We start from the raw sequence: 25257 nt of genomic DNA, 5'->3' as shown, positions 1-25257 counted from the left end.
TTCTATGTTAGAAATGCTGTTTCTGCTGTTGCCCGTCGCTGCCGCCTATGGCTGGTATATGGGGCGTAGAAGCGCTCAGCAGGATAAGCAACAGGATGCTAACCGTCTGTCTCGTGAATATGTGGCAGGGGTTAACTTCCTTCTCTCTAATCAGCAGGACAAAGCGGTCGATCTGTTTCTTGAGATGTTGAAAGAAGACAGTTCGACGGTTGAAGCGCATCTGACGTTAGGGAATTTGTTCCGTTCTCGTGGTGAAGTTGACCGCGCTATCCGCATTCATCAGGCCTTGATGGAAAGTGCTTCCCTGACTTTCGAACAACGGCTGCTGGCAATTCAGCAACTTGGCCGTGATTATATGGCGGCGGGTTTATATGATCGGGCAGAGGATATGTTCAATCAATTGGTTGAGGAACAGGATTTCCGGCTCGGGGCATTGCAGCAATTATTAGTTATTCATCAGGCTACCAGTGATTGGAACAACGCGATTGAAGTTGCGGAAAAACTGGTCAAAATGGGTAAAGATAACCAGCGGCTGGAGATAGCGCATTTCTATTGCGAACTGGCACTGCAAGCAATGGGGAGTGATGATTTAGAGAAAGCAATGGGGTTGCTGAAGAAAGCGGCGGCAGCGGACAAGCAGTGCGCCCGTGTATCCATCATGCGAGGTCGGGTGCATATTGCCAAGGGTGAATATGCCAAGGGCGTAGAGGCACTGGAGCGTGTGCTGGAGCAGGATAAGGAAGTGGTCAGCGAGGCATTACCTATGCTGAGCGATTGCTACCAACATCTACAACAGCCTGAGGCGTGGGCAAATTTCCTCAAACGCTGCGTTGAAGATAATACGGGTGCTACGGCTGAGTTAATGCTGGCAGAAATTCTGGAACAGCATGAAGGCCGTGATGTGGCACAAACCTATATCAACCGCCAGCTACAACGCCATCCTACTATGCGTGTTTTCTATCGGTTAATGGATTATCACCTGGCTGATGCAGAAGAAGGGCGAGCGAAAGAGAGCTTGCTGTTGCTGCGGGACATGGTAGGAGAACAAATTCGGACCAAACCCCGTTATCGCTGTCATAAATGTGGTTTTACCGCTCACTCTTTGTATTGGCATTGCCCGTCATGTCGAGCCTGGGCTTCGGTTAAGCCGATCCGGGGGTTGGATGGGCAGTAAAATGTCTCTATTGTCTGGGGCAGATGGAAAGTAATCGGGTGAGTTGAGTCACCCGATTGGCAGAACGTGTTTTGTGATGCAGTATTGTTAGGCTTTATTTTTTCTTCTGGGGCGTTTTCACCCCGTCTTTCAATAATTGGCGCAGTTTCTTCAACTCTTTTTGGCTTAACGGCTGTTCTGAGATCTCTTCTACACCTTGATTATCAATCTCACCGTGATGCAACTTGGCATCTTTGCGGCTAGTTTTGCTGCTTTTAACATCAATCTCAAAGCTCTTTTCTAATCTTTCGCAGACTTCAGTACTCAAGGAGAACTGTTTTTCTAAGGCGGCAGCTTTGATTTTCTCTTTTAATTCCAGAGGGATCTTAATGGTTAAGGTAGATATTTCACTCATCATATAACCTTCAACTTAGGGGAAAATACCAAGCTAAGCGAGGGAAGCGAAACTGTCTAGGGGATAACACAACTGTCACAAAAAATTCACATTGGGCACGGCAAAAAGAGCGCAAATGCGCTCTTAGAGTGAGATAAAGCGTTAACCAGAGGGACGGGCATTAACGATAGATAATTGCAGTACCGTGCATTTTGTTATTGCCGGTCGCTGAAGTGATTAGGAAAGACTTTGCACCGGCAGCCTTAGCTTGCTGCGCCAATGCATTTTCTAGCTCAGTCAGCGTGCCAGCATTGCTGGCAGAAATTACGCCAATCTCATTCAATCCTGTTGATTGATTACTTTGGACTTGGGTGGCAGCAACACTGGCAAATGAAGCGAGAGACAGAATTAATGCCGGGGCGATGAATTTAATGCTTTTCATGTGAAACTCCAGTTTCTAGTTTATTATTTGAATGTTTACTATTTTTTACTTGTTCAGTAGACAGTGACTGTCTGGCGATGGAGTGAATGATACAGCATTAATATTGAATGATAATCACAAACAACTGAGGATCTAAATCAAAATATTTGATTGATAATTTACATTTCTTGAAGCTGATTTACTTAATGGTAGGTATGAACAATCCCACTGCTTGACGTAAATTGACCCTATTCGGCAATCATGTCTCATCAACAGCAAACATTGGTGTCGCCCGATAGCTGTAATTTCAGTAGAGCACCCTGTAGAATATGGGCGTTATCATTACTTATTGACTGAAAAGGGCTTAAAAATGACGTCTGCAACTAAAACGAATAACAGTGGCCCGATATCTTCTCCGATCATAGTCGCGCTGGATTATGCCGATAAAGACGCTGCGTTAGCCTTTGCTGATCGTGTTAATCCGCAAGATTGCCGGTTAAAAGTGGGCAAGGAGATGTTCACCTTATATGGCCCTCAGTTGGTCCGTGATCTGCATCAGCGTGGTTTTGAGGTTTTCCTTGATCTGAAATTTCACGATATTCCCAATACCACCGCGAAGGCGGTGATCGCGGCAGCAGAACTTGGGGTGTGGATGGTCAATGTCCATGCCAGTGGTGGCGCGCGCATGATGACCGCAGCTAAAGAGGCCTTAGTACCCTATGGGCATCAGGCCCCCCTATTGATAGCGGTTACGGTACTTACCAGCATGGATGGCGAAGATTTACGTGATATCGGTATTAACATTAGCCCGGCAGAGCATGCCGAGCGGTTAGCGAAACTGACCTGGGATTGCGGTTTAGATGGCGTGGTGTGCTCCGCCCATGAAGCTGTACGCCTCAAGCAGGTTTGTGGCGCTGACTTTAAACTGGTTACCCCAGGTATTCGCCCGCAGGGTAGTGAGGCAGGTGATCAGCGCCGTATCATGACACCTGAGCAAGCAGTCACTGCTGGGGTAGATTATATGGTTATCGGGCGTCCGATCACCCAATCTCCTGATCCGGCAAAGACACTGAGTGAAATTCTGGCATCATTGAGTAAGGTGGCATAATGACGAATGATAATAGTCGACTGGTGTATTCAACTGACACTGGGCGTATCAGTGAACCTGAGCTAAAACCCGCGCGGCCAAAAGGCGATGGCATTGTTCGCATCCAGCGTCAAACCAGTGGTCGCAAAGGAAAGGGCGTGTGTCTGATTACCGGTATCGATGGCAGTGATGAAATGCTAGAGAAAGTGGCAGCAGAATTGAAGAAGAAGTGCGGTTGCGGTGGATCAGTCAAAGAGGGCGTGATCGAGATTCAGGGTGATAAGCGGGAACTGTTGAAGCAGCTTTTAGAAGCCAAAGGAATGAAAGTTAAGTTAGCCGGTGGTTGATAATCATTACGGGTTTGATGACACGGGAGTGACTGAGAAAAATTGAGGTTGCAGGTAGCAAGCAAGCTAACACCCCCTGCAACGTCAAGTAAAATAGGCTAGGTTATTTGCTGACTTGGTGCCCGATAACCCCACCAATAGCCGCGCCGCCTAATGTCCCCAGCGTGCTGCCGGTCAACACCGCACCGCCTACGGCACCGGCACCGGCACCTATTGCGGTATTCCGGTCACGTTTGGACATGTTAGAACATGCGGACAGGGACAAGGCCAGCGTTAGCGCCAAGGCGGCAGTGGCAAATCGTTTATTGATTATCATCATAATAATTCTCCTGACGTTGGCTGAGCACGGACAGATCAGGTCATGTAGCATTCAATCTATCTATCCTGATATATCCATGCAAAATGTAACTTACCTAATTAAGTATAGGCACTGTATCAATTTTAGCCGAAGTCTCATTTTGTTAGTGTTTAGAATAAAAATCGCCGTTTGGATTTAAATTCGCAATTAATGCTAAAAATTCGTTTTGTCACCGATAGAAATTAGTATAAATATCCGCAAATCATTTAATAGGTAAATAGTCCTAATTTGATCTGATGATGAGGATAATTAGGGTTTATCTGAGGCCAAAGGCGCAATTAAGCCATTGTCAGCGCTAAATAAAATATGACGTTCTGGTAGGTACATCTCTCAGACTGTACTTTCCAGCCGATCTGCACGCAGTTTATAGCCATTTATCCCATACCTGTTCTGACCTGTGACGCTGAAAATGAGAGAAATTCAGACATTCAGGATACGACGATGCTTAACGAACTGAAACAGCAAGTGCTGGCCGCCAATCTGGCTTTACCTCGCCATAATCTGGTCACATTCACTTGGGGTAATGTCAGTGCTGTCGATAGACAACGTGGTTTGCTGGTTATTAAGCCTTCCGGTGTGGAATATGATGTGATGACACTGGACGATATGGTGGTCGTCGAGCTGGAAACTGGCAAAGTGGTGGAGGGCAGTAAGAAGCCTTCATCGGATACCGATACTCACCGAGTGCTTTATCTTAATTTCCCGCAGATTGGTGGCATCGTTCATACCCATTCACGCCATGCAACCATTTGGGCGCAGGCGGGGCTAGATTTGCCAGCATGGGGCACCACGCATGCAGATTACTTCTATGGCGCTATTCCTTGCACTCGGCTGATGACGCAGGAAGAGATTGCTGGCCGCTATGAATGGGAGACCGGTAATGTCATTGTTGAAACATTCCATCAACGGGGCATTAAGCCGGAAGATGTGCCTGCCGTTTTAGTCAATTCACACGGGCCGTTTGCCTGGGGGACCAGCGCGGATAATGCAGTGCACAACGCGGTGGTGTTAGAAGAGTTGGCTTATATGGGGATTTTCTCACGCCAATTGAACCCGCAACTTGGTAATATGCAACCGCAACTGCTGGATAAACACTATTTACGCAAACACGGTAAAAATGCCTATTACGGGCAATAATCGCTGTTTGGGCCTCTCGTTGAGAAGCAAACAAGATAACCCGTGTTCAGTCTTGCACGGGTTTCTCCAGCCATAGCACGGAGTCAGTGATATCGAGCATTTTTGCTTCGACCTGTGTAATGGCATCATTGATACCTTGATTGTAATAATGTGCGCCCAGCTCACGGCTGATGAATTCCAGTAAAAATTCCGCATCAAAATCTTCCAGCTCAATACTCAGGTTCTGCTCCAGATAGTCCTGAATTTTACGTGCCATCCGCTGTGTCTGTTCACGCGTGAAGGTAATGTCCGCCATTATTGCTGTTACTCCGTTATGAATGTTGTTCCTCTTATTCGCTGAGGATATCGACTTGAATGCCTTGTGCCATTAATTGCTGCTGATAACCTGCGGGCAGGCGGTTATCGGTAATAACCCGGTTGATGGACGATAATGGCATCAGTGAATTCTGATGCACTTGGCCAAATTTTGATGCATCGGCCAGAATAATATTTTCAGCGCCTTTGGCTAACACACTATTGATCACATCGGCCCGTAACATATCGCGCCCAGTAAAACCGGTATCCACTTGGTAACCATCGATGCCGATAAACGCCTTACTGAAATGCACATGGCGCAAACAAAGTTGCGTCAATGGGCCAACCATACTGTCACTTTTTTTCTGATAAATTCCGCCCAGAAGAATGACTTCACAGGAAGACTCTTTCAATTGTCTGGCAATATAGCCACTCACCGTCACCAAGGTAATGCCAGGGCGTTGTGCCAAATGATGCGCCAGCAGGGCGTTACTACTGCCACTTTCGACAAATACCGTTTCACCTTCATTGACCAGTGATGCAGCGTGATTGGCCAGTTTTTGCTTCATGGCGAAGTGAGTCATCATGCGAACATCAACATCGTCACTCTCAAGCGCGACGGCTGAGCCATGCACTCGCTTGAGCAAGCCTCGTGATTCTAGCTGATTGAGATCCTGACGGATTGTCACCTCAGAGACCTGTGTTTCTTGTGCCAATTCACTGACGCTGACACGTTGTCGGTCGTTTACCAACTGTAAAATTATTTGTTGTCTTGGGTTCATGGCATTCCAGATCAAAGGATGTGATGGGAGGTGCACCTGCCAACGCAGGTCAACGCTCGCCGGTCACAGCATCTTAATAGTAAATAATACCCTAAATAGCGCGGATAACACTCGGTGGACTGAGGGAAAAGTGAGGCACCCCACAACTCTGTCCTACAACCCTATCATCGCACTTTTTGCATTATGCAAAAACATATTACTTTCGATTGAAGTCAATATAACTTTCGAATGAAAGTATTTTGATGGAGATCACGTTATAGATTCATTATTGGTCTATGATTGCGGCTAATGATTGTTGGTAAATCCATTTGCTTAGCTGGGTAACCAGTCTGGCTGCTTACATAATCCAAACCGGAGGTTCTTATGGAGCTTTATCTTGATACCGCAGATGTCGCCGCAGTAAAACGCCTGGCGCGTGTATTGCCATTACAGGGGGTCACTACCAACCCGACTATTCTGGCAAAGGCGGGCAAACCTATCTGGGAGGTGTTACCTGCGTTGCGTGATGCTCTGGGCGGTACCGGTAAACTTTTCGCACAAGTGCTGGCCAATGACAGCGAACTGATGGTGTCCGAGGCAATTATGCTGTCAAAGCGCATCCCTGGTTTGGTTATCAAAATTCCCGCCACCGCTGAAGGATTGGCTGCTATTAAGCAATTGAAAGGGATGTCGATTCCCACATTAGGTACCGCCGTATATGGTGCCGGGCAAGGGCTGCTGTCTGCATTGGCAGGGGCTGAATATGTCGCACCCTATGTTAACCGACTGGATGCACAAGGCGGTGATGGTATTGCGATGGTCCGTGAATTACAGCAATTGTTAACCTTACATGCTCCAGGTGCTAAAGTGCTGGCAGCCAGCTTCCGCACGCCGCGTCAGGTTCTGGATTGCCTGTTGGCGGGCTGTCAGTCGGTCACCATACCGGTGGATGTGGCAGAACAATTTATTAGCGCGCCTGCGGTAAAAGCGGCAGTAGAACAATTTGAACAAGATTGGCAGGGCGCATTTGGCTCGCCAATCTTGAGCTAGTTGTGGTGCCTGCTGTTCAAACGGATAATAAAAACGCCCTGTGAAGTATCCACAGGGCGTGACAATGTCACTTTATGGTTCGGCTTGTTAGCCGCCTAGCAAGGGCATTTCCCCAGTTTGCCCGCCTTGCTGGGGAAGCGGGCATCCAGACAATAACGGTGGAATTCCCGTTCGGTCATCGGTGCGGTGTCAGGGTGATGCCGGCGCATATGATTAACATAATTACCGTAATCCTGTACTCCCACCATCAGGCGAAAGCTTTGTGCCACGCGGTGTGCGATAAGGCGCAACCAAGCCCGCAGATCTGTCGGCTGGACAGCCACAGGAACCAGCGGTATACAACGCGTAATCAGGCGCGGCGTGGTTGCTAAACCTGTTCGGGTGCGAAACGGTATGCCTGCATTAACCACGAGCAATCTCCTCACGCAAGACAATTTCAGTCTCATGGGTGGTCGGTTTGCTGGATTTCAGCGCACGACGGACCACAAAGAAAGATGAAATCAGCATGGTCACTGCCACCAGCATAAAGAATGCACATAAGGCGGCATTGATCTGGTTGTTGAACACAATAGTTTCCATGTCTTTAATGCTTTTGGCGGGGGCAATCAGAACCCCTTGTTCAACCCCGGCTGAGAATTTCTTCGCTTGCGCCAGGAAGCCAATACTCGGTTTTTCATGGAAAATCTTCTGCCAGCCCGCAGTCATTGAGGTAATAAACAGCCAAATCGTTGGCAGGATGGTTACCCAAGCATAGCGTTGCTTCTTCATTTTAAACAGGACGACAGTCCCTAAAATCAGCGCCATCGATGCCAGCATCTGGTTACCGATACCGAACAGTGGCCACAAGGTATTGATCCCCCCTAGTGGGTCAACTACACCTTGATAAACAAAGAAGCCCCAGCAGGCGACCGCCACGGTGGTACCGGACAAGTTACCAAACCATGAGCGGTTATTTGCCAGACTCGGCACCACCACACCCACCAAATCCTGCACCATAAAGCGGCAGGCGCGGGTACCGGCATCCACGGCGGTCAGAATAAACATGGCTTCAAATAGAATGGCAAAGTGATACCAGAAGGCCATCATATTGCGGCTGTTAAATATCTCACTGATAATATGCGCCATCCCGACGGCGAAAGTGGGGGCACCACCTGCACGGGATAAAATGGAGTTTTCGCCAACATCTTTGGCAATCATGGCCAGGGTTTCAGGTGTAACTACAAACCCCCAACTGCTAATGGCCAGAGAGGCGCTTTCTACTGTGGTGCCAATCAACGCCGCCGGAGAGTTCATGGCAAAATAGACACCGGGATCGATAACCGAGGCACAAATTAGCGCCATGATGGCGACAAAGGACTCCATCAGCATCGCGCCATAGCCGATAAAGCGGGTGTGACTTTCACGCTCAATCAGTTTTGGTGTGGTGCCACTGGCAACCAAGGCGTGGAAGCCCGAAATAGCCCCGCAAGCGATGGTAATAAACAGGAACGGGAACAGGCTACCGGAGAATACCGGGCCGCTGCCATCAATAAAACGTGTGACGGCAGGCATTTTCATTTCAGGCATGGCAAAGACAATACCGATGGCCAGACCAATAATGACGCCGATCTTCAGGAAGGTCGACAGATAGTCCCGTGGTGCCAGCAACAACCACACTGGCAGCACTGAGGCGATAAAACCGTAGATAACCAGCACCCAAGTCAGGGTGGTGCCGTGTAAGGTAAAGAATGGCCCCCAATAAGGGTGAGCCGCGATATTGCCGCCGTAAATAATTGCGGACATCATCAGTACGAAACCAATTAAGGATACTTCCGCGATTTTACCTGGGCGGATAAAGCGCATATAAACGCCCATAAACAGTGCGATCGGGATAGTCGCGGCAATGGTGAACAAGCCCCATGGGCTGTCAGCTAAGGCTTTAACCACCACTAATGCTAGCGCGGACAAGATGATAATCATCACCCCTAGCGCACCCAGCATGGTAATAACCCCGGCAAAAGCGCCCAACTCTTGTTTTGCCATCTCCCCCAGAGAACGGCCATCACGGCGGGTAGAGATAAACAGGATCAAGAAATCCTGTACCGCACCAGCCATCATCACCCCGACCAAAATCCAAATAGTCCCCGGTAAGAAGCCCATCTGTGCGGCCAGTATTGGCCCGACTAACGGCCCGGCACCGGCAATCGCCGCAAAGTGGTGACCGAATAGCACCCATTTATTGGTCGGGACATAATCCAGGCCATCATTGCGCCGCTCAGCAGGTGTTAGACGGCGGTCATCCAACTCAAACACATTCTTGGCAATAAACAGGCTGTAAAAGCGGTAAGCGATGCTGTAACACGCCACTGAGGCGATCACCAACCAGATGGCATTGACATGCTCACCGCGGCTGATTGCCAGCATGGCAAAGGCAAATGCACCAATTAACGCCACGGTCAGCCATATGACGACAGTCTTGACGTTCTTCATGGGTAACGACTCCTTGTTATGAGGAAAATTTAACAGTTATCAGCACCCGTTTTGGAAAAAAGATGCAAACCGCTAGTTAACATAAGAGCTTTAATGTGAAAGAAAAGATGCGAAAGTGAAAAATGTGATCGGTAAATTATTTTAACGTAATGTAAAGTAGCATTTGCTTACATTTTGTGACGCTGACAGCGCTAAGTGGAGGGAACATCAAGTGGGATTGAAGGGGGCAATTGAAAAGGCCGTGGGATGTTGTGTATCACCACGGCTTATACTTGTCATACTTCAAGCTGCATGTGCGTTAGCTACTTTTGTTACTCGGCCCATCCTTGGGCCACGCCTTTGCAAGCAGCGTTCAAATCTGCTCCTGGCAGATTTGTCACCGGAATCATTGACTGGTGTCAACTTATCAAACCACCGGGCGGGCCACCACATTGCGAGTTTCCATGCGAACTTCGGCAATACGCACTTCGATTTTATCGCTTTGGCTATAAACCGTTTCACCTTTAATTTGCACGGTACCTGTTTCCTGACTGCAGACCATTTCATCACGTACTGCATGAATAAACGGTGCAGGGATAAAGGCCACAGCGCCATTATCCAGCAAACGAACACGCAGGCCACCACGGGTGACATCAATGATTTCCGCCGGGAAGCGGGTATCAGTACCGGCTTGAGGCTGTAGATAACGGGCATACAGCCAGTCACCGACATCGCGTTCAGCCATGCGGTTCAGGCGGCGGCGCTCAGCCAACTGCACGGTTATCTCATCTTGTGGTTTCTCTGCTTGCTGGCCGGTAATAATAGCTTTGAGCAGGCGATGATTGACCATATCACCGTATTTACGAATAGGTGAAGTCCAAGTGGCATAGGCCTCTAGCCCTAAACCAAAGTGTGGGCCGGGAACGGTGCTGATTTCGGCAAAGGTTTGGAAGCGGCGGATACGGCTGTCGAGGAACTGGGTTGGCAACGCATCGAGATGGCGGCGCAACTCACAGAAGCCTGGCAGAGTCAGCAGAGCCTGCGGGTCAGCCTCGACACCATTGGCTTGCAACACGGTCGCTGCCTGTTCAACCAAGGCCGGATCAAAACCGGTATGCACGTTATAAATGCCAAAGCCCAAATTATCGCGTAACTCAATAGCAGCACAGACGTTGGCGGCAATCATGCACTCTTCAACAATACGGTTAGCAATACGGCGGTGCTCAACGATGATATCCAGCACTTCGCCTTTCTCACCCAATAGGAAGCGGTAATCTGGGCGGTCTTTAAACACCAGCGCATGCTCTTGACGCCAGTTGCTACGCGCTTCGCAAACCCGTTTCAGTAATAGAATTTGCTCGGCAATATCCGCATCAGGTGGCTGCCAACCCATGTTGCCGTCCAACCAGTCAGAAACCTCGTCATAAACCAGTTTGGCCTTAGACTCGACCCAAGCGGAGGAGAAGCGAATATCATCACCTAACGCCCCATCAGCGGCGATAGTCACACGGCATACCAATACCGGGCGGCGCTCATTTGGCCGCAATGAGCAGAGGTTGTCAGACAAGTGGCGTGGCAGCATCGGGATGTTGAAGCCAGGCAGATAGTTAGTAAATGCACGTTTACGGGCGATTAAATCTAACTCACTGTTTTCATCGACATAGGCCGTTGGGTCCGCAATGGCAATGGTCAACAGCAGGGAACCGTCACCGTTGTCTTCTACATACAACGCATCATCCATATCTTCGGTGCTGTTGCTGTCGATAGTGACAAAGTGTAGAGCGGTCAGATCTTCGCGTGCTAAGTCGCAGTCTGGCAAGGCGGATTCGACCATAACCGGGGCTTCACGCTCCAGATTATGGCGAGCTAATGTCACCCACCAAGGCACGAAATGATCTTCACCATTGGTAATAAATGCCGTCAGATCAGCATTAAAAGCGCGATCGCCTTTTAATGGGTGGCGGCGCATTTCAGCCACGGCCCAATCACCGTTTTGGAAATCGTGGGTTAACTCACGGTCTGGACGACATTGGATGGCATCACGCAGCAATGGGTGGTCCGGCACAATAGACAGACGATCATCTTTTCGTTGTACGCGACCGACAAAGCGGGATAAAAATGGCTCGACCAATGTTTCTGGCTCAGCAATTTCACGATCTTTATCCGTGTGCAAGGTGGCAATAATCCGATCGCCGTGCATGACTTTCTTCATCTGCGGCGGCGGAATAAAATAACTTTTCTGCCCATCTACCTCAAGAAAGCCAAAGCCTTTCTCAGTACCTTTAACCACGCCTTCAACGCGCGGGGTCTGAGTGTGAAGTTGCTGTTTTAGCTGCGCCAGCAGCGGGTTATCTTGAAACATATCGTCCAGTGAATGGTGTAGTGAGTGGGTTTAATCCGGCTGACAGTTTTACGCGAATCAGCCCCATCGGGCAAGCGGCATATCACGTTGGAGGGGAATTCCTTGTTAAAGATGTGGGCATATCCGTTGCCCATGATTATCGGCCCCTGTCACCTCAATAGGGCCGATTTCATATAACAAACTCAGGCAATCCGCTGTGACAGCGGTGGTTGCCAGCGTCGAATGGTCACGGGCACTGATTTTGATGTTGGGGTGTGGGTTTGATCACCAAAACTGGATAAGGGCACCAGTGGGTTAGTTTCAGGATAGTATGCGGCGAGATTACCGCGCGGGATATCATAACTTACCAACTTGAATCCACTGACTTTACGGCTAATTCCATCATTCCATAGGGTTTCTATTTCCACCAACTCGCCATCTTCTAATGCCAATGCTGCCAAATCTTGCGGGTTAATGAACAGAACTTCTCGCTGACCATAGACACCCCGGTAGCGATCGTCGAGACCATAAATGGTGGTGTTATATTGATCATGAGAGCGTAATGTTTGTAACACAAACGGCGCTTCAACCCCGGCAATCTGCGGGAATAGACTCTCTGGCAGGGGAGCTGCGCAAAATTCAGCTTTACCACTTGGGGTAGCAAAACGCATTTCAGCAGCGGCGCTGCCCAGATAGAAACCACCGGGTTGATCACAGCGCGTATTGAAATTATCAAAGCCCGGTACGGTGGCGGCAATATGGTCACGGATCAGGTTGTAGTCAGCGGCTAATGCCAGCCAGTCCAGCGTTGCACCCTTAACCTTTTTGTTAGCGAAAACCGCATTGGCAATGCCACAAACAATGGCGGTTTCAGCGTGCTGGGTTTGCGCCAATGGCTTCCCAACACCTTCAGAGGCGTGCACCATACTGAAAGAATCTTCTACCGTAATGAATTGTGAACCGCTGGCTTGTATATCGCGCTCGGTGCGGCCCAGAGTGGGTAAAATCAAGGCATCAGTGCCGGTTATCAGGTGGCTGCGATTTAGCTTAGTACTGATATGAACGGTCAGATCGCAACGGCGTAACGCTTGCGCAGTACGCTCAGTATCCGGTGCCGCCGCCGCCAGGTTCCCCCCAAGGGCAATCAGCACTTTTACTTCGCCGCGCAACATTGCCTCAAGGGCTTCCACGGTGTTATGACCTGCACCTTGTGGTGGGGTGAAACCAAAATGGTCGGCCAAACGATCCAGCATGGCTTTTGTGGGTTTTTCATCAATGCCCATCGTGCGATTGCCTTGCACGTTACTGTGGCCGCGTACCGGACATAACCCCGCGCCGGGCTTGCCTAACTGACCAAACAACAGTTGAAGATTAGCCAATTCACGTACCGTTATCACTGAATGTTTATGCTGAGTGATCCCCATCGCCCAGGTGATGATAACGCGTTCGGCATGTTGATAAATATCAGCGGCATGGCGAATTTGCTCTTCACTTAGGCCCGACTGTTGGGTGATCTGCGCCCAGGGCGTGTTATCTACGGCCGCCAGATACGCCTCTATACCTTGTGTATGTACCGCAATAAAGGCGTGATCAAACAAACCTGGCTCCCCGTGTGCCAGTTGATGGCGATGGGTTTCCAACAAGGCTTTCACCATGCCGCGCACCGCCGCCATATCACCGCCTAAATTAGGTTGAAAATAAGCAGAACTAATAGGGGAGGATTTTGGTGTCAGCATCTCAAGGGGATTTTGCGGATCGGCAAACCGCTCCAAACCGCGTTCACGCAAGGTATTGAAACTAACAATGCGAGCACCGCGATCTTTGGCATGACGGAGGCTGTGTAACATGCGGGGGTGGTTAGTCCCCGGATTTTGTCCGAAGACAAAAATAGCATCGGCCAGTTCGAAGTCATGCATCTGAATGGTACCTTTACCGACGCCAATGCTTTGCTTTAATCCGGTACCACTGGCTTCATGGCACATGTTTGAGCAGTCCGGGAAGTTATTGGTCCCCAACATGCGGCCAAATAACTGATATAGGTAAGAGGCTTCATTACTGGCGCGCCCGGAGGTATACAGCTCCAACTGATCAGGGCTATCCAATCCATTAATATGCTGAGCGATCAACGCCAACGCCTCTTCCCAACTGATGGGTTGGTAACGGTCAGTTTGTGGGTTATAACGCATCGGATGGGTGAGCCGCCCCTGGTACTCAAGGAAGTAGTCACTCTGCTGGCGCAATGTGGTCAGACTGTGCTCGGCGAAGAATTGGGGTTCCACTGCTTTGCGGGTTGCTTCCCAACTGACCGCTTTGGCGCCATTTTCGCAAAAACTGAAGGTGCTGTGGTTATCGTCACCCCAGGCACAACCGGGGCAGTCAAAACCTTTTACCTGATTGACCCGTAGCAAATTGCGAATATTTTTCAACGCTTGTTTGCTGTCCAGGACAAAGCGCGTAGTAGCTTCGAGGGAGCCCCAGCCACCAGCCGCGCCGGTATAGGGTTTTATTGCTGATTTAAATTTCATAATGATACGCCGCAGGTGTCTTTTTTGTTTCAAGCAGGTAACAAAGTCATTAACTGTTTGGGTTTATTTTGTCACAAGTCTAGTGGCGTGGGGATGTGGCGTCTAATCGAATACCGCAATCGCGGCATAGAGGAGATTTATCGTGGTTGATAACATGTTTAAGCGGTGGAAACGACAGCAGAGTATTGCGCGCAGGCCAGAGCGCTTGTGCGCAATTCTTATGGTCTGCCTGCGCTCATCGCCACAGGCATGTACTGAGCGTTGTCAGAGGATTAATGCTCTGGGTAGACCTTTTCTTTAAACTCACACAAATCTTCAATAATGCACGAACCACAGCGCGGTTTGCGGGCAATACAGGTATAGCGACCATGCAGAATTAGCCAGTGATGGCAATCAAGCTTAAATTCAGCCGGAACCACCTTGAGTAACTTGGCTTCAACCTGATCAACATTGCTACCGGGAGCAAAGCCGGTGCGGTTACAGACGCGAAATATATGGGTATCTACCGCGATAGTTGGCCAACCAAAAGCCGTGTTCAACACCACATTCGCCGTTTTACGGCCAACACCAGGCAGTGCTTCGAGCGCAGCTCTGTCTTCAGGCACCTCGCCATTATGCTTTTCCAGCAAAATGCGGCAGGTTTTAATCACATTTTCGGCTTTAGTATTAAACAGACCGATAGTTTTGATGTATGACTTCAGACCATCAACACCCAGATCAAGCAGGGCTTGCGGGGTATTGGCCACCGGATAAAGTTTGGCGGTGGCTTTATTGACGCTGACATCAGTGGCTTGCGCTGAGAGCAACACCGAAATAAGCAGCTCAAAAGGTGAGGTATAGACCAGTTCCGTCGTGGGGTGCGGATCGTTGTCTCGCAGCCGGGTCAGAATTGCGACACGTTTCTCTTTATTCATAAGGCGTTCCGGGCATCTCCGTCCTGAAGTTGCGGCGCAGTCGCCACTCGTTGTGCTTTGCGCGCTTTCATTTTTTCGTCAATGATATATTTACCGGCCAATAGCAATCCCAAACCAATAAAGGCACCGGGTGGCAGCATTGCTAACAGGAAAGGGCTATCCAGATGCAAAATTTCGATACGCAGCACTTTTGCCCAGTTGCCTAACAACATATCTGCGCCATCGAATAAAGTACCGTTCCCCAGAATTTCACGCAGCGATCCCAGCACAAATAACGCGCAGGTTGCCCCTAACCCCATAGCCAGGCCATCCAGAGCAGATAACCCCACCGGATTTTTTGCCGCGTAAGCTTCCGCCCGGCCAATCACAATGCAGTTAGTCACAATCAATGGGATAAATATTCCCAGGGATTGATATAACCCAAAGGCATAGGCGTTAATCAGCATTTGCACGGTACTGACCACGGAAGCAATGATCATCACATAGATTGGAATGCGAATTTCATTTGGCACCCAGCGGCGCAGCGCAGACACTGCCGTATTGGTACACACCAATACCAGTGTGGTCGCTAATCCCAATCCGAGAGCATTGGTGGCCGTAGAGGAGACTGCCAACAACGGACACAGACCCAATAGCTGCACCAATGCAGAGTTATTCTTCCATAGCCCTTGCGCTAACAGATCTTTTGCTTCACTCATTGACTCTCTCCACAGACGGGCAAACTATCAAGCTTGCCCGGCAAGGTTTCCAAATACAGCGTGGTATTTTTCACCGCTCGCACCACCGCTCTTGGCGTAATGGTGGCACCGGTAAATTGATCAAAAGTACCGCCGTCTTTCTTCACTGCCCAGCGTTTGTCTTGTTCACTCTCGACATGTTGGCCGCTGAAATGGCTAATCCAATCAGAGATTCTAATATCAATCTTATCACCGAGACCGGGGGTTTCGTGATGTTCCATCACCCGACTGCCGAGTACATTACCGTGGAAATCCGCACCGACTAACAGTTGGATAGCACCGGAATAACCGTCTGGAGCCGTGGTTTCAATCGCGGCTGCCACGGGTTTATTCGCCAATCGTGCCAGATACACGCGGTGAGGAGACAGGTTACCCAACGCAATGTCAGTGACAACGTAACATTCAGCTTGCATATCATTGTCATAATTTTCAGCCGGGACAACTTGATCCAACAACGCTTTCTGTTGCAAAGCGGCCTGATGGGCAATGGTTGACTCTGTCAGTGAGTTAACCACTGCTGTCAATCCGGTAGCACCAGCGGCAAACAGGGCCAAAGTGATACCGTGACGCTTCATGGTTTTTAGCATAACGGTTCCTTATTTACCGGCGCGGTTGTGACCATAAACCCGTGGCTGGGTATAGTGGTCAATCAGTGGAACGGTAATATTGGCCAGCAGTACGGCAAAGGCGACTCCGTCGGGATAACCACCATAAACCCGAATTAACCACACCAGAATACCGATTAATGCCCCAAAAATCAGGCGGCCACGGGGTGTGGTAGACGCACTAACTGGATCGGTGGCTATAAAGAACGCACCTAACATTGTGGCACCGGAAAACAAATGCAACATCGGCGGGGCAAAACTTTGCGGGGCGGCTATCCAACTGATTGCGGCACAACCAGCCAGTGCCAACAAGAAACTGACCGGAATGTGCCAATGAATCGCTTTACGCCACAGCAGCAATAAGCCGCCCGCCAGAAAACCAATGTTAATCCATTGCCAGCCAATACCCGCTAACGTTGCAGCAAAAATGGGTTGTTGCAGAATTTGCTCAGTGGATTGTGAGCGCAGGGCAGTTTTAAAACCATCCAACGGTGTCGCCTGACTGACACCATCATAACCCATCTGGAGTTGATGAATATCCGCGCCACTGTGGGTATGTCCGGTAAAGATAGTTAAAAGTGTGTCATAAAAACCAATCGGCATACCTTGTAATGGCAACGGGGGTAGCCAAGTGGTCATTTGTACTGGGAATGAAATCAGCAGAACTACATAGCCAACCATGGCGGGGTTAAACGGATTTTGCCCCAAGCCGCCATACAGTTGTTTAGCGATGATGATAGCAAACAACGTACCCAACACAATCATCCACCAAGGGGCCAAGGGGGGCAGGCTTATCCCCAGCAGTAAGCCGGTAAGCAGGGCGGAGTTATCTTGCAACCGTATCAATACCGGTTGTTTGCGTAACTGCAAAACAGCCCCTTCGGCTAGCACGGCGGTAGCCATCGCCAGCACGGCCTGAATCAGGTTGCCATAACCAAAGAAGTAGGTCTGGGCAATAATGCCCGGAATGCAGGCCAGAATCACCAACAACATGATACTGCGGGTACTACGTTGATTGTGCGTAAAAGGGGAACTGGCTATTTGCAACCCTTTGTTCTGGGTCGGTGTTGCTGGCCTGAATTTCATGAAATTACAACCATATGTCAAATGCTTAACAGAGTGTTTAAACGCAGCTATTGCGCTGGCAAGCCAATGCTTGCGGCCATCGATACACTCAGCCGTCAGGGGGATAATAATTGTGCCGTATTCTACCCTATTCAGGCAAAGTGTAATACGCCTTAATCATAGGGTTATTATTCATAATGCATTGAGATATTAAGGAAGCTATAGCATTAAATAACCCCCGTTAGCCTAAAAATTTAACTTGCAATTTATATCGAGATAGTAACAAACATATACTAATAACGGCTCCTTAAGTGATGGCGAGTTATTAGGTTTTAATTGGCGATAGGTGTTATTTAATTTATTGTTTTAACTTGATTTTTTGTAGGTCACTTGCGGCTAATTAACTGCAAGCTAACGATTTATTAACCTGTGAAATGAGATTTGAGAAAAGCGTTGGCATAATGATAGATTAATGTAGTATGCACTGTAATTATATATTTAAAGAATAATAAGATGATCAACGAAGACATATTGTTTATAGAAGAATTAATTGAGTGGATTGAAATCAATTTAGAGAAAAGACCCACATTGGACGATGTGGCGAAGATTTCGGGATATTCAAAATGGCACCTGCAACGGAAGTTTAAAAGTATTGTGGGGTTACAATTAGCCTCCTATATACGTGGGCGGGTACTGACCCGCGCGGCTGTTGCGCTGCGCATTTCGCGCCGTCCTATCATTGAAATCTCTGATGAGTTGGGCTTCGATTCACAGCAAACCTTTACGCGTACATTTAAGAAGCGGTTTGGGGTCACGCCTAATAGTTTTCGCCAAATGGAGCACTGGGATGTGCAAGGGATGATTCCCCGCTTTGGTTTTTGTGAAAATTATACGCCTGAAATCAAACGGATATCTTTACCTGAGAGAGAGCTGGTGGGCTTTAAGCGGCGGCTGGATTTTGATGAACACAACCATTGCAGTGGTCAACACTCCTCCTTTATGGCAATGAAAGATGAAATTCTGCTCGATTTCTTTAAGGAAGTTAATTTCTCATGCCAACGGGTGTATTCACTGTTTTCAGCCAAGGAGTGTCAGAAAGGCCAGAACAGCGTGTACTATTCGACTGCTATTGATAAAGAGAAACGGCATGAAATACAGGGGCACCGTGAGGTTGATTATATCTCTATTCCGGCGGGGGAGTTTCTCTCAATATCCCACCAAGGTAGCGCCAAAGAGTGTGTGAAATTCTCAATTTATTTGTTTAATGAAGTGCTGCCAAAATTACGTGAAGAATTTGGTGGTGGTGTCGAAATGGAAGTTATCGAGATAGACAGTTGCCATGCTGAATCAAAAATGCGCGATATTTCGGTGGTTTATAACTATCTGATGTTGACGAACTGATGCTCTGCCGCCATGGCAGGGCGTCAGTTACGTGTGTTTCGTCTTAATCTGGGTTAGCAGTTTGTGCAGCTTTTTTGGCTTTAACACGGGCAATGGCGGCAGCAACGGCAGCTTTGCGTGGATCGGTTTCTAACACTTCATGTTCCTGCACCACAACCGTGGACTCAGACGGTGCTTGCGCCGCTTTCTTGGCTTCGACTCGGGCAATGGCGGCAGCAACGGCAGCTTTGCGTGGATCGGTTTCTAACACTTCATGTTCCTGCACCACAACCGTGGACTCAGACGGTGCTTGTGCCGCTTTCTTAGCTTTAACGCGGGCAATGGCGGCGGCAACGGCAGCTTTGCGCGGATCAGTTTCTAACACTTCATGTTCCTGCACCACAACCGTGGACTCAGACTGTGCCTGCGCCGCTTTCTTGGCTTTGACTCGGGCAATGGCGGCAGCAACGGCAGCTTTGCGCGGATCAGTTTCTAACACTTCATGTTCCTGCACCACAACCGTGGACTCAGACGGTGCTTGCGCCGCTTTTTTGGCTTTGACACGGGCAATGGCGGCAGCAGCAGCGGCTTGACGTGGGTCAACCGATGGTTGTGTTGCCTCATCGGGTGTTACAGTGAGTTGTTTTTCTGCCTGACGTGCTCTGGCCTGTGCTTTTCGAGCCTCACGAGCGGCAATGACTGCGCTGTTATCTGGTGTTTGCCCTGCGGTCACGGTGATAACTGCGTCAGTATCCCCATCATGGCGAGCCAATCGACTAATGGCAGCTTCAACCCTATGCTGATCAGCGTCAGTCAGTTTAACGGCGGCTTGTTTATGGCGTAGCTCACGAGCGCGCTTTTCTCGCTCCAGCCGCACTTGCTTGGCCTCAAAACGTGCTTTGGCTTCCGCTGCTCGGGCATTTTCCTGGTCGAGGGCGCGGATTTCTGCTTTTTCCTGACGGTAATATTGAACCAATGGGATATTGCTCGGGCACACATAGGCGCAAGCACCGCATTCAATACAATCGAATAAGTTATGATTGCGCGCTTTCTCATGCTCTTCACCCCGGCTGAACCAATAGAGCTGTTGGGGCAATAAACCGGCTGGACAAGCATCAACACATAAACCACAGCGAATACAAGACTGTTCGGCTTCTGATAGCCCCATTTCGGCTTCGGTCGGTGCTAAAATACAGTTACTGATCTTAACGATCGGCACATCCAAACTTGGCAGTGTAAAGCCCATCAGCGGGCCACCCATGATCACCATCGGTTGCTGTTGAGGCTGAAATCCGGCCAATTTCAACAAGTGCGATACCGGTGTACCAATTCTGGCCCAGAAATTCCCCGGTTTTGCTAATGCATCACCGGTGAGTGTCACGACCCGTTCAATTAATGGCTCATCGTCGATAATCGCCCGCTTAATGGCGACCACCGTCCCCACGTTTTGCATCAACACCCCAATGGATGAGGAATGCTTGCCGAAGGGTACCTCTTTACCGGTCAGAATTTTGGTGAGTTGCTTGGCACCGCCGGACGGATATTTGGTCGGTACCACCCGCAACTGGATCTCGTCATGGCCCCGTAGTGCGTACTGCAAAGCGGCAATAGCAGCGGGCTTATTATCTTCAATGCCAATCAACACCTGCTGTGGTTGCAGCAAGTGCCTTAAAATATCAATACCAGTGACCACTTCTTGCGCGTGATCCTGCATTAACCGATCATCAGCGGTGATATAAGGCTCGCATTCAGCCGCGTTGATAATCAGGGTGGTAACACTGTTTAAACCACCTTGTAACTTACTGGCGGTTGGAAAGCCTGCACCGCCCAAACCAGCAATACCCGCTTGATGAATACGATCCAGTAGGGCGGCGTTATCGCGTTGTAAATAGTCGGCCCACGGCTGTTGCTCACGCCAACGGTCTTCGCCATCCGGGGCAATATGAACACACAATTCAGCCAGGCCTGAGGGGTGTGCGGTGGTATGCGGAGCAATGGCCGTAATAGTGCCAGAGGTGGGGGCATGCACTGGAACTGTGCGGCCACGGCCCACAGTCAGCGGCTGCCCCTTTAATACCTGTTCGCCGGCTCTCACGCGCAGTTCGCCTTCTGGCCCCAGATGTTGTTGCAGTGGAATGATCATTTGCTCAGGCAAAGACGCGATGCGCATTGGCACTGTGCTTGATTGCACCTTCATTTCCGGTGGATGGATCCCGCCGTCAAAATCCCAGATAATGTCGTGTTGGCGGGTGGTAAACAGCTTAAACATGTTGTTCCACATCTATCATTTTCACCGGAATCATCTGCGATGCCACTAACTGAGTTGGCAGGTTTTTGACTGGAATAGTGCTCAGGTCCCACTTCCAGTTAGCGGTGGTGGCAGCAACCGGAATCATTTCAATACAATCTGTTGGGCACGGGGCAACGCAAAGGTCGCAGCCGGTACACAGGTCTGGCAATACGGTATGCATGGCTCGGGTGGCACCCACAATGGCATCGACAGGGCAGGCCTGAATACATTTTGTGCACCCGATACAATTAGCTTCATCAATAAACGCCACTTTACGCTGCGGATGAGCGGAAGCTTCGTCACCCTCTAATGGCTGTGGCTCAACTGCCAGCAGTTCGGCCAGTTTGAGCATCACTTGTTCACCACCCGGTGCGCACTTATTGATTTTCTCCCCTTGAGAGGAAACGGCTTCTGCATAGGGCCGACAGCCGGGGTAACCACATTGACCGCACTGGCTTTGTGGCAACAGGGCTTCTACTTGCTCAACCACAGGGTCTTGATCAACTTGAAAACGACGGGCGGCAAAACCAAGCACCACGCCGGATATCAGCGCCAATGTACTTAATGCACCTACGGCAATCCATAACGACATCATTAGAACTTCACCAACCCGGTAAAGCCCATAAAGGCCAATGACATCAACCCTGCGGTGATGAGCGCAATGGACGACCCACGGAAGGGCGCGGGAACGTCAGCCACTGCCAAGCGTTCGCGAATAGCCGCGAATAGCACCATGACCAGAGAGAAACCGGCAGCGGCACTGAAGCCATAAACCGCCGATTGCATAAAATTGTGAGATTGATTGACGTTGAGCAAAGCGACACCCAGCACAGCACAGTTAGTGGTAATCAGCGGCAGAAATATCCCCAGTAAGCGATAAAGCAGCGGGCTAGTTTTGCGCACCACCAATTCGGTAAATTGCACCACGACGGCGATAACGAGAATAAAGGCCAATGTGCGTAAATACACCAATCCAAGCGGCAGCAAGATAAAGCTGTTTACCATCCAGGCGCAAACAGAAGCCAATGTCAGTACAAAGGTCGTTGCCAGCCCCATACCAATGGCGGTCTCCAGTTTTTTGGAGACACCCATAAACGGGCACAGGCCAAGAAATTTGACCAGCACAAAGTTGTTTACCAAAACAGTACCGACAAACAGGAGCAGGTATTCAGTCATTACGAAGCCTAAAAAAATAAAAGCCGCCTATTATCCAAAATTGGCGGCCTAACGACAACAGATGAAGTGCAGGGTTATTACGATTTACCCACTATTTTAGGGGGAAAAAGTGCTCAATCCCATTAAAGTTCGGTAAAAGTATGCTTCACGCGTTGAGAACGTTTGATGTAAGGCACAAAAACAGCGGCTGCCAGTAGCGGCCATCCCAGTGTGCGCAAAGCAATATCATCGCTGATCGGCGAGAAAGCGAACGCTTTGAGCGCCAGTAGCACGGTTAATAGCAACCAGAGAATAAACCATTTGGGCAGGCGACGTGAGCGGCTGCAAAACAACCAGATAACCCATAATGTATAGGCCCACATCACCAGCGTTGTTATTACCGAGAAATACCATTGCAAGGTAAATGCCTGCGAATTGGTCACCAAATACTCTCGGGATTCCGGTGTGAAGATAGCCATGGCATACAGTGCTAGCATCAGACTGGCGCTGAGCAGTGTGACAATCAAATAGGCCAGAGGGGCCAATAACCAGCCGCCAATGCGTTGATATTCTTGCGGTTGAGACATAGTGAACCTTAGTAATCTATTAATAAGAAGTGATAACAACCGATTGGTCATCACTTCTTTGTATTGAGCTAGCTTAACCCGTGAATGTGCCCTTCGTCATCTATATCAATATGATAATACGCCGGTAGGGTGCCAAGGCCCGGCATGGTCATGATATTCCCGGTATAAATACGAACAAATCCGGCACCTGCTGACACGGCACAGGCCGTTACGGGCAATACAAAATCATGTGGGACGTTTTTCAGGCTGGCATCGGCACTGATAGACAGCGGCGTTTTGGCGATACATAGCGGCAAATGACCAAAACCGGCGGCGGTTATCTCCTCCAGTTGCCGGCGGGCTTGAGGGGTAAATATCACGTCGCGGGCACCATAGCGCTGCGCCATAACCTGTAACTTGTCCTCCAGTGTGGCGCTGTCTGGGTAAGGTAACATCGGCTCAGTATCTTGTGCGCAAGCTGCGATCACTTGTTGGGCTAGTGCTGTGGTCCCAGCCCCTCCCAAGGCAAATGCATCGCTGATTTCACAAGCCAGTGCTCCGGCTGATAGCGCATAGTCAGTTAGAAATCGCAATTCTTCGGGGCTGTCATCCGGGAAGCGATTAACCGCCACCACCACCGGCAAACCGTAGCTTTTCGCATTATTGATGTGCCATTTTAGATTGGTACAGCCTTGATTGAGCAACGGAATATTCACATTGAGGATCTCGGCAGGTAGCGGCTGGCCCGGTTTAATATCATACGCGCCACTATTGGCTTTCAGGCTACGCAGTGTCGCGACTAACACTACACAAGAGGGGGCAATACCGGATTGGCGATATTTAATATTAAAGAACTTTTCCATCCCCATATCCGAGCCGAAACCTGCTTCGGTTACCACGAAATCCGCTAACTGTAAGCCCAGCCGGTCAGCCAGAACCGATGAGTTGCCGTGAGCGATATTGGCAAAAGGACCGGCATGGATCAGCACCGGTGTGTGTTCACTGGTTTGCATTAACGTTGGGTGGATGGTCTCTTTCATTAGCGCGGCCATGGCACCGGCAACGCCCAAATCTGTTGTGGTTATCGGTTGGCCGCTGGTGGAGTGAGCCAGAATAATCCTGCCAATGCGTTGTCGCATATCTGGCAGGTTTTCTGACAAGGCCAAAATAGCCATCAATTCAGATGCGGCGGTTATTTCCACATGGTCTGCCCGCTCCACACCGTTGGTCTTTTCACCAATCCCCACTCGAATATGGCGTAATGCCCGGTCGTTATGATCAACCACCCGTGGCCAGAGGATCTGTTGCGGATCAATATTCAGTAACGGTAATCCGGTTTGTTGGCTAAAAGCCGGCCCCAGGCGTTGTTCATGATACAACCGTGCATCCAAAGCGGCGGCGGCCAGATTATGTGCAGCGCTGATGGCATGGATATCCCCTGTGAGATGCAGGTTCAGTTTCTCCATGGGTTGTACCTGTGAAGCACCGCCACCCGCAGCGCCCCCTTTCACACCAAAGACCGGGCCAAGACTTGGTTGACGGATACAGGCGACACAACGGTGACCTAATCGGTTGATCCCCTGACTTAAGCCAATGGTTGTCACCGTTTTCCCTTCACCTAATGGTGTAGGAGTGATACTGGAAACTAAAATCAGTTTGCCTTGCGCGCCGCCGGGTTGGAGTGCACGAATATCCACTTTTGCCATATGATGCCCATAAGGGATGACATCCTCTGCGCTAACACCTAATTGCTGAGCAATCTGCTGGATTGGCAGCATGGCTGGGTGATGGATTAAATCAGAGTTTAGGGGGAGATCATCGGCAGTCGAAGGCATTGTCGGTGTCATGGCGAGAAAAAGTCCTGTTATCAGTGATAAAACGGCGGCAGCCAACCACTGTGGCTATAAATCACCGCAAAATTATCACATAAATCGATGAATAATTGACGATACAAATCAATAAATGTGAAGTGACCCAACGTTAAGCGTGCTACCGCAGAGTCCTTAATGTTAGCTACCTAATATTTCCAACTTAAATATATTTCTATTATGAATTAAACGTTTATCGATAAAGCTTAATTAAGATGTTTTGAGTTATTAAAAGTTATAAATCCTTATGCGATAGAATCGATATATAAAAACCACTCTATGATGCCGGTATTATCTCTATCTTAACTGTTCAGGCGATTATCTGCTTATCCTGCCGACAGCTTTTTATAATAATTTTGGT

General features: G+C 49.3%; 24 protein-coding genes. 6 read left to right on the top strand and 18 right to left on the bottom strand.

The window, feature by feature from the left end:
- The first annotated feature begins 4 nt into the window (after positions 1-4).
- A complete protein-coding gene (gene lapB / locus A6J67_RS15040; protein WP_005191597.1) occupies positions 5-1174 on the top strand; it encodes a lipopolysaccharide assembly protein LapB in 1170 nt (389 codons plus the stop codon).
- A gap of 94 nt (positions 1175-1268) precedes the next feature.
- Here the strand turns inward: lapB and A6J67_RS15035 are convergent, their stop codons facing one another.
- Positions 1269-1568 carry a hypothetical protein gene (locus A6J67_RS15035; RefSeq protein ID WP_032907707.1) on the bottom strand — a complete coding sequence of 100 codons (300 nt, stop codon included), beginning with the start codon at positions 1566-1568 and terminating at the stop codon, positions 1269-1271.
- 160 nt (positions 1569-1728) lie between these two features.
- Positions 1729-1989, bottom strand: a complete 261-nt coding sequence (gene bhsA / locus A6J67_RS15030) for a multiple stress resistance protein BhsA (RefSeq protein ID WP_042569736.1) — start codon at positions 1987-1989, stop codon at positions 1729-1731.
- Between the two features lie 349 nt (positions 1990-2338).
- Between bhsA and pyrF the strand changes: the two genes are divergently transcribed.
- A complete protein-coding gene (gene pyrF / locus A6J67_RS15025) occupies positions 2339-3076 on the top strand; it encodes an orotidine-5'-phosphate decarboxylase (RefSeq protein ID WP_080608246.1) in 738 nt (245 codons plus the stop codon).
- Positions 3076-3402: a stress response translation initiation inhibitor YciH gene (gene yciH / locus A6J67_RS15020; protein ID WP_032907709.1), complete on the top strand. Its 327-nt coding sequence runs from the start codon at positions 3076-3078 to the stop codon at positions 3400-3402. The genes pyrF and yciH overlap by 1 nt, the downstream gene beginning before the upstream one ends.
- A gap of 103 nt (positions 3403-3505) precedes the next feature.
- On the opposite strand, the gene osmB is transcribed toward yciH, so the two are convergent.
- A complete protein-coding gene (gene osmB / locus A6J67_RS15015; protein WP_005191606.1) occupies positions 3506-3721 on the bottom strand; it encodes an osmotically-inducible lipoprotein OsmB in 216 nt (71 codons plus the stop codon).
- Between the two features lie 480 nt (positions 3722-4201).
- Between osmB and araD the strand changes: the two genes are divergently transcribed.
- A complete protein-coding gene (gene araD, locus A6J67_RS15010) occupies positions 4202-4897 on the top strand; it encodes an L-ribulose-5-phosphate 4-epimerase (RefSeq protein ID WP_005191608.1) in 696 nt (231 codons plus the stop codon).
- 46 nt (positions 4898-4943) lie between these two features.
- Here araD and A6J67_RS15005 read toward each other — a convergent pair whose 3' ends face one another.
- Both A6J67_RS15005 and A6J67_RS15000 read right to left on the bottom strand, forming a co-directional pair.
- Complete coding sequence (locus tag A6J67_RS15005) at positions 4944-5192, bottom strand: DUF2164 domain-containing protein (protein WP_042569738.1); 249 nt, start codon at positions 5190-5192, stop codon at positions 4944-4946.
- 34 nt (positions 5193-5226) lie between these two features.
- The gene (locus tag A6J67_RS15000; RefSeq protein WP_032907712.1) at positions 5227-5973 is read right to left on the bottom strand and encodes a DNA-binding transcriptional regulator YciT; all 747 of its coding nucleotides are present in this window, start codon (positions 5971-5973) and stop codon (positions 5227-5229) included.
- A gap of 363 nt (positions 5974-6336) precedes the next feature.
- Here A6J67_RS15000 and fsa point away from each other — a divergent pair, with 363 nt between their 5' ends.
- On the top strand, positions 6337-7002 hold the full coding sequence (gene fsa, locus A6J67_RS14995; protein WP_005191619.1) for a fructose-6-phosphate aldolase: 666 nt from the start codon (positions 6337-6339) through the stop codon (positions 7000-7002).
- A gap of 95 nt (positions 7003-7097) precedes the next feature.
- On the opposite strand, the gene A6J67_RS14990 is transcribed toward fsa, so the two are convergent.
- From A6J67_RS14990 to rsxD, 8 genes are all read right to left on the bottom strand, one after another.
- Entirely contained in the window at positions 7098-7412 is a 315-nt protein-coding gene (locus tag A6J67_RS14990; RefSeq protein ID WP_032907715.1) for a YbdD/YjiX family protein, read from the bottom strand.
- Positions 7405-9471 carry a carbon starvation CstA family protein gene (locus tag A6J67_RS14985; protein ID WP_042569739.1) on the bottom strand — a complete coding sequence of 689 codons (2067 nt, stop codon included), beginning with the start codon at positions 9469-9471 and terminating at the stop codon, positions 7405-7407. The genes A6J67_RS14990 and A6J67_RS14985 overlap by 8 nt, the downstream gene beginning before the upstream one ends.
- 406 nt (positions 9472-9877) lie before the next feature.
- Positions 9878-11812, bottom strand: a complete 1935-nt coding sequence (locus A6J67_RS14975; protein WP_080608245.1) for an exoribonuclease II — start codon at positions 11810-11812, stop codon at positions 9878-9880.
- 182 nt (positions 11813-11994) lie between these two features.
- A complete protein-coding gene (locus A6J67_RS14970) occupies positions 11995-14316 on the bottom strand; it encodes an FdhF/YdeP family oxidoreductase (protein WP_042569741.1) in 2322 nt (773 codons plus the stop codon).
- 272 nt (positions 14317-14588) lie between these two features.
- Entirely contained in the window at positions 14589-15230 is a 642-nt protein-coding gene (gene nth / locus A6J67_RS14965; RefSeq protein ID WP_032907720.1) for an endonuclease III, read from the bottom strand.
- Positions 15227-15928: an electron transport complex subunit E gene (locus A6J67_RS14960; protein ID WP_032907723.1), complete on the bottom strand. Its 702-nt coding sequence runs from the start codon at positions 15926-15928 to the stop codon at positions 15227-15229. Before A6J67_RS14960 ends, nth begins: the two co-directional genes overlap by 4 nt.
- Positions 15925-16554 carry an electron transport complex subunit RsxG gene (gene rsxG / locus A6J67_RS14955; RefSeq protein WP_032907726.1) on the bottom strand — a complete coding sequence of 210 codons (630 nt, stop codon included), beginning with the start codon at positions 16552-16554 and terminating at the stop codon, positions 15925-15927. Before rsxG ends, A6J67_RS14960 begins: the two co-directional genes overlap by 4 nt.
- A gap of 9 nt (positions 16555-16563) precedes the next feature.
- A complete protein-coding gene (rsxD, locus tag A6J67_RS14950; protein ID WP_050073291.1) occupies positions 16564-17658 on the bottom strand; it encodes an electron transport complex subunit RsxD in 1095 nt (364 codons plus the stop codon).
- 492 nt (positions 17659-18150) lie between these two features.
- Here rsxD and A6J67_RS14945 point away from each other — a divergent pair, with 492 nt between their 5' ends.
- A complete protein-coding gene (locus tag A6J67_RS14945; RefSeq protein ID WP_005191641.1) occupies positions 18151-19038 on the top strand; it encodes a helix-turn-helix domain-containing protein in 888 nt (295 codons plus the stop codon).
- A 43-nt stretch (positions 19039-19081) separates the two neighbouring features.
- Here A6J67_RS14945 and rsxC read toward each other — a convergent pair whose 3' ends face one another.
- The 5 genes from rsxC to A6J67_RS14920 all read right to left on the bottom strand — a co-directional run bounded on the left by rsxC (position 19082) and on the right by A6J67_RS14920 (position 24875).
- The gene (gene rsxC, locus A6J67_RS14940; RefSeq protein WP_080608244.1) at positions 19082-21286 is read right to left on the bottom strand and encodes an electron transport complex subunit RsxC; all 2205 of its coding nucleotides are present in this window, start codon (positions 21284-21286) and stop codon (positions 19082-19084) included.
- On the bottom strand, positions 21279-21902 hold the full coding sequence (gene rsxB, locus A6J67_RS14935) for an electron transport complex subunit RsxB (RefSeq protein ID WP_005184055.1): 624 nt from the start codon (positions 21900-21902) through the stop codon (positions 21279-21281). The genes rsxC and rsxB overlap by 8 nt, the downstream gene beginning before the upstream one ends.
- Positions 21902-22483 carry an electron transport complex subunit RsxA gene (rsxA, locus tag A6J67_RS14930; RefSeq protein WP_032906028.1) on the bottom strand — a complete coding sequence of 194 codons (582 nt, stop codon included), beginning with the start codon at positions 22481-22483 and terminating at the stop codon, positions 21902-21904. The genes rsxB and rsxA overlap by 1 nt, the downstream gene beginning before the upstream one ends.
- A gap of 122 nt (positions 22484-22605) precedes the next feature.
- Positions 22606-23049, bottom strand: coding sequence for a DUF2569 domain-containing protein (locus A6J67_RS14925; protein WP_005184057.1), 444 nt, complete (start codon positions 23047-23049; stop codon positions 22606-22608).
- 68 nt (positions 23050-23117) lie between these two features.
- Positions 23118-24875 carry a formate--tetrahydrofolate ligase gene (locus tag A6J67_RS14920; protein WP_072088706.1) on the bottom strand — a complete coding sequence of 586 codons (1758 nt, stop codon included), beginning with the start codon at positions 24873-24875 and terminating at the stop codon, positions 23118-23120.
- Between the last annotated feature and the right edge of the window lie 382 nt (positions 24876-25257).

It is taken from the genome of Yersinia sp. FDAARGOS_228, from assembly GCF_002073315.2.
GTDB lineage: Bacteria > Pseudomonadota > Gammaproteobacteria > Enterobacterales > Enterobacteriaceae > Yersinia > Yersinia intermedia.
The sequence above is the reverse complement of the archived record's forward strand: the minus strand, read 5'-3'. Positions and strand labels throughout refer to the sequence as shown.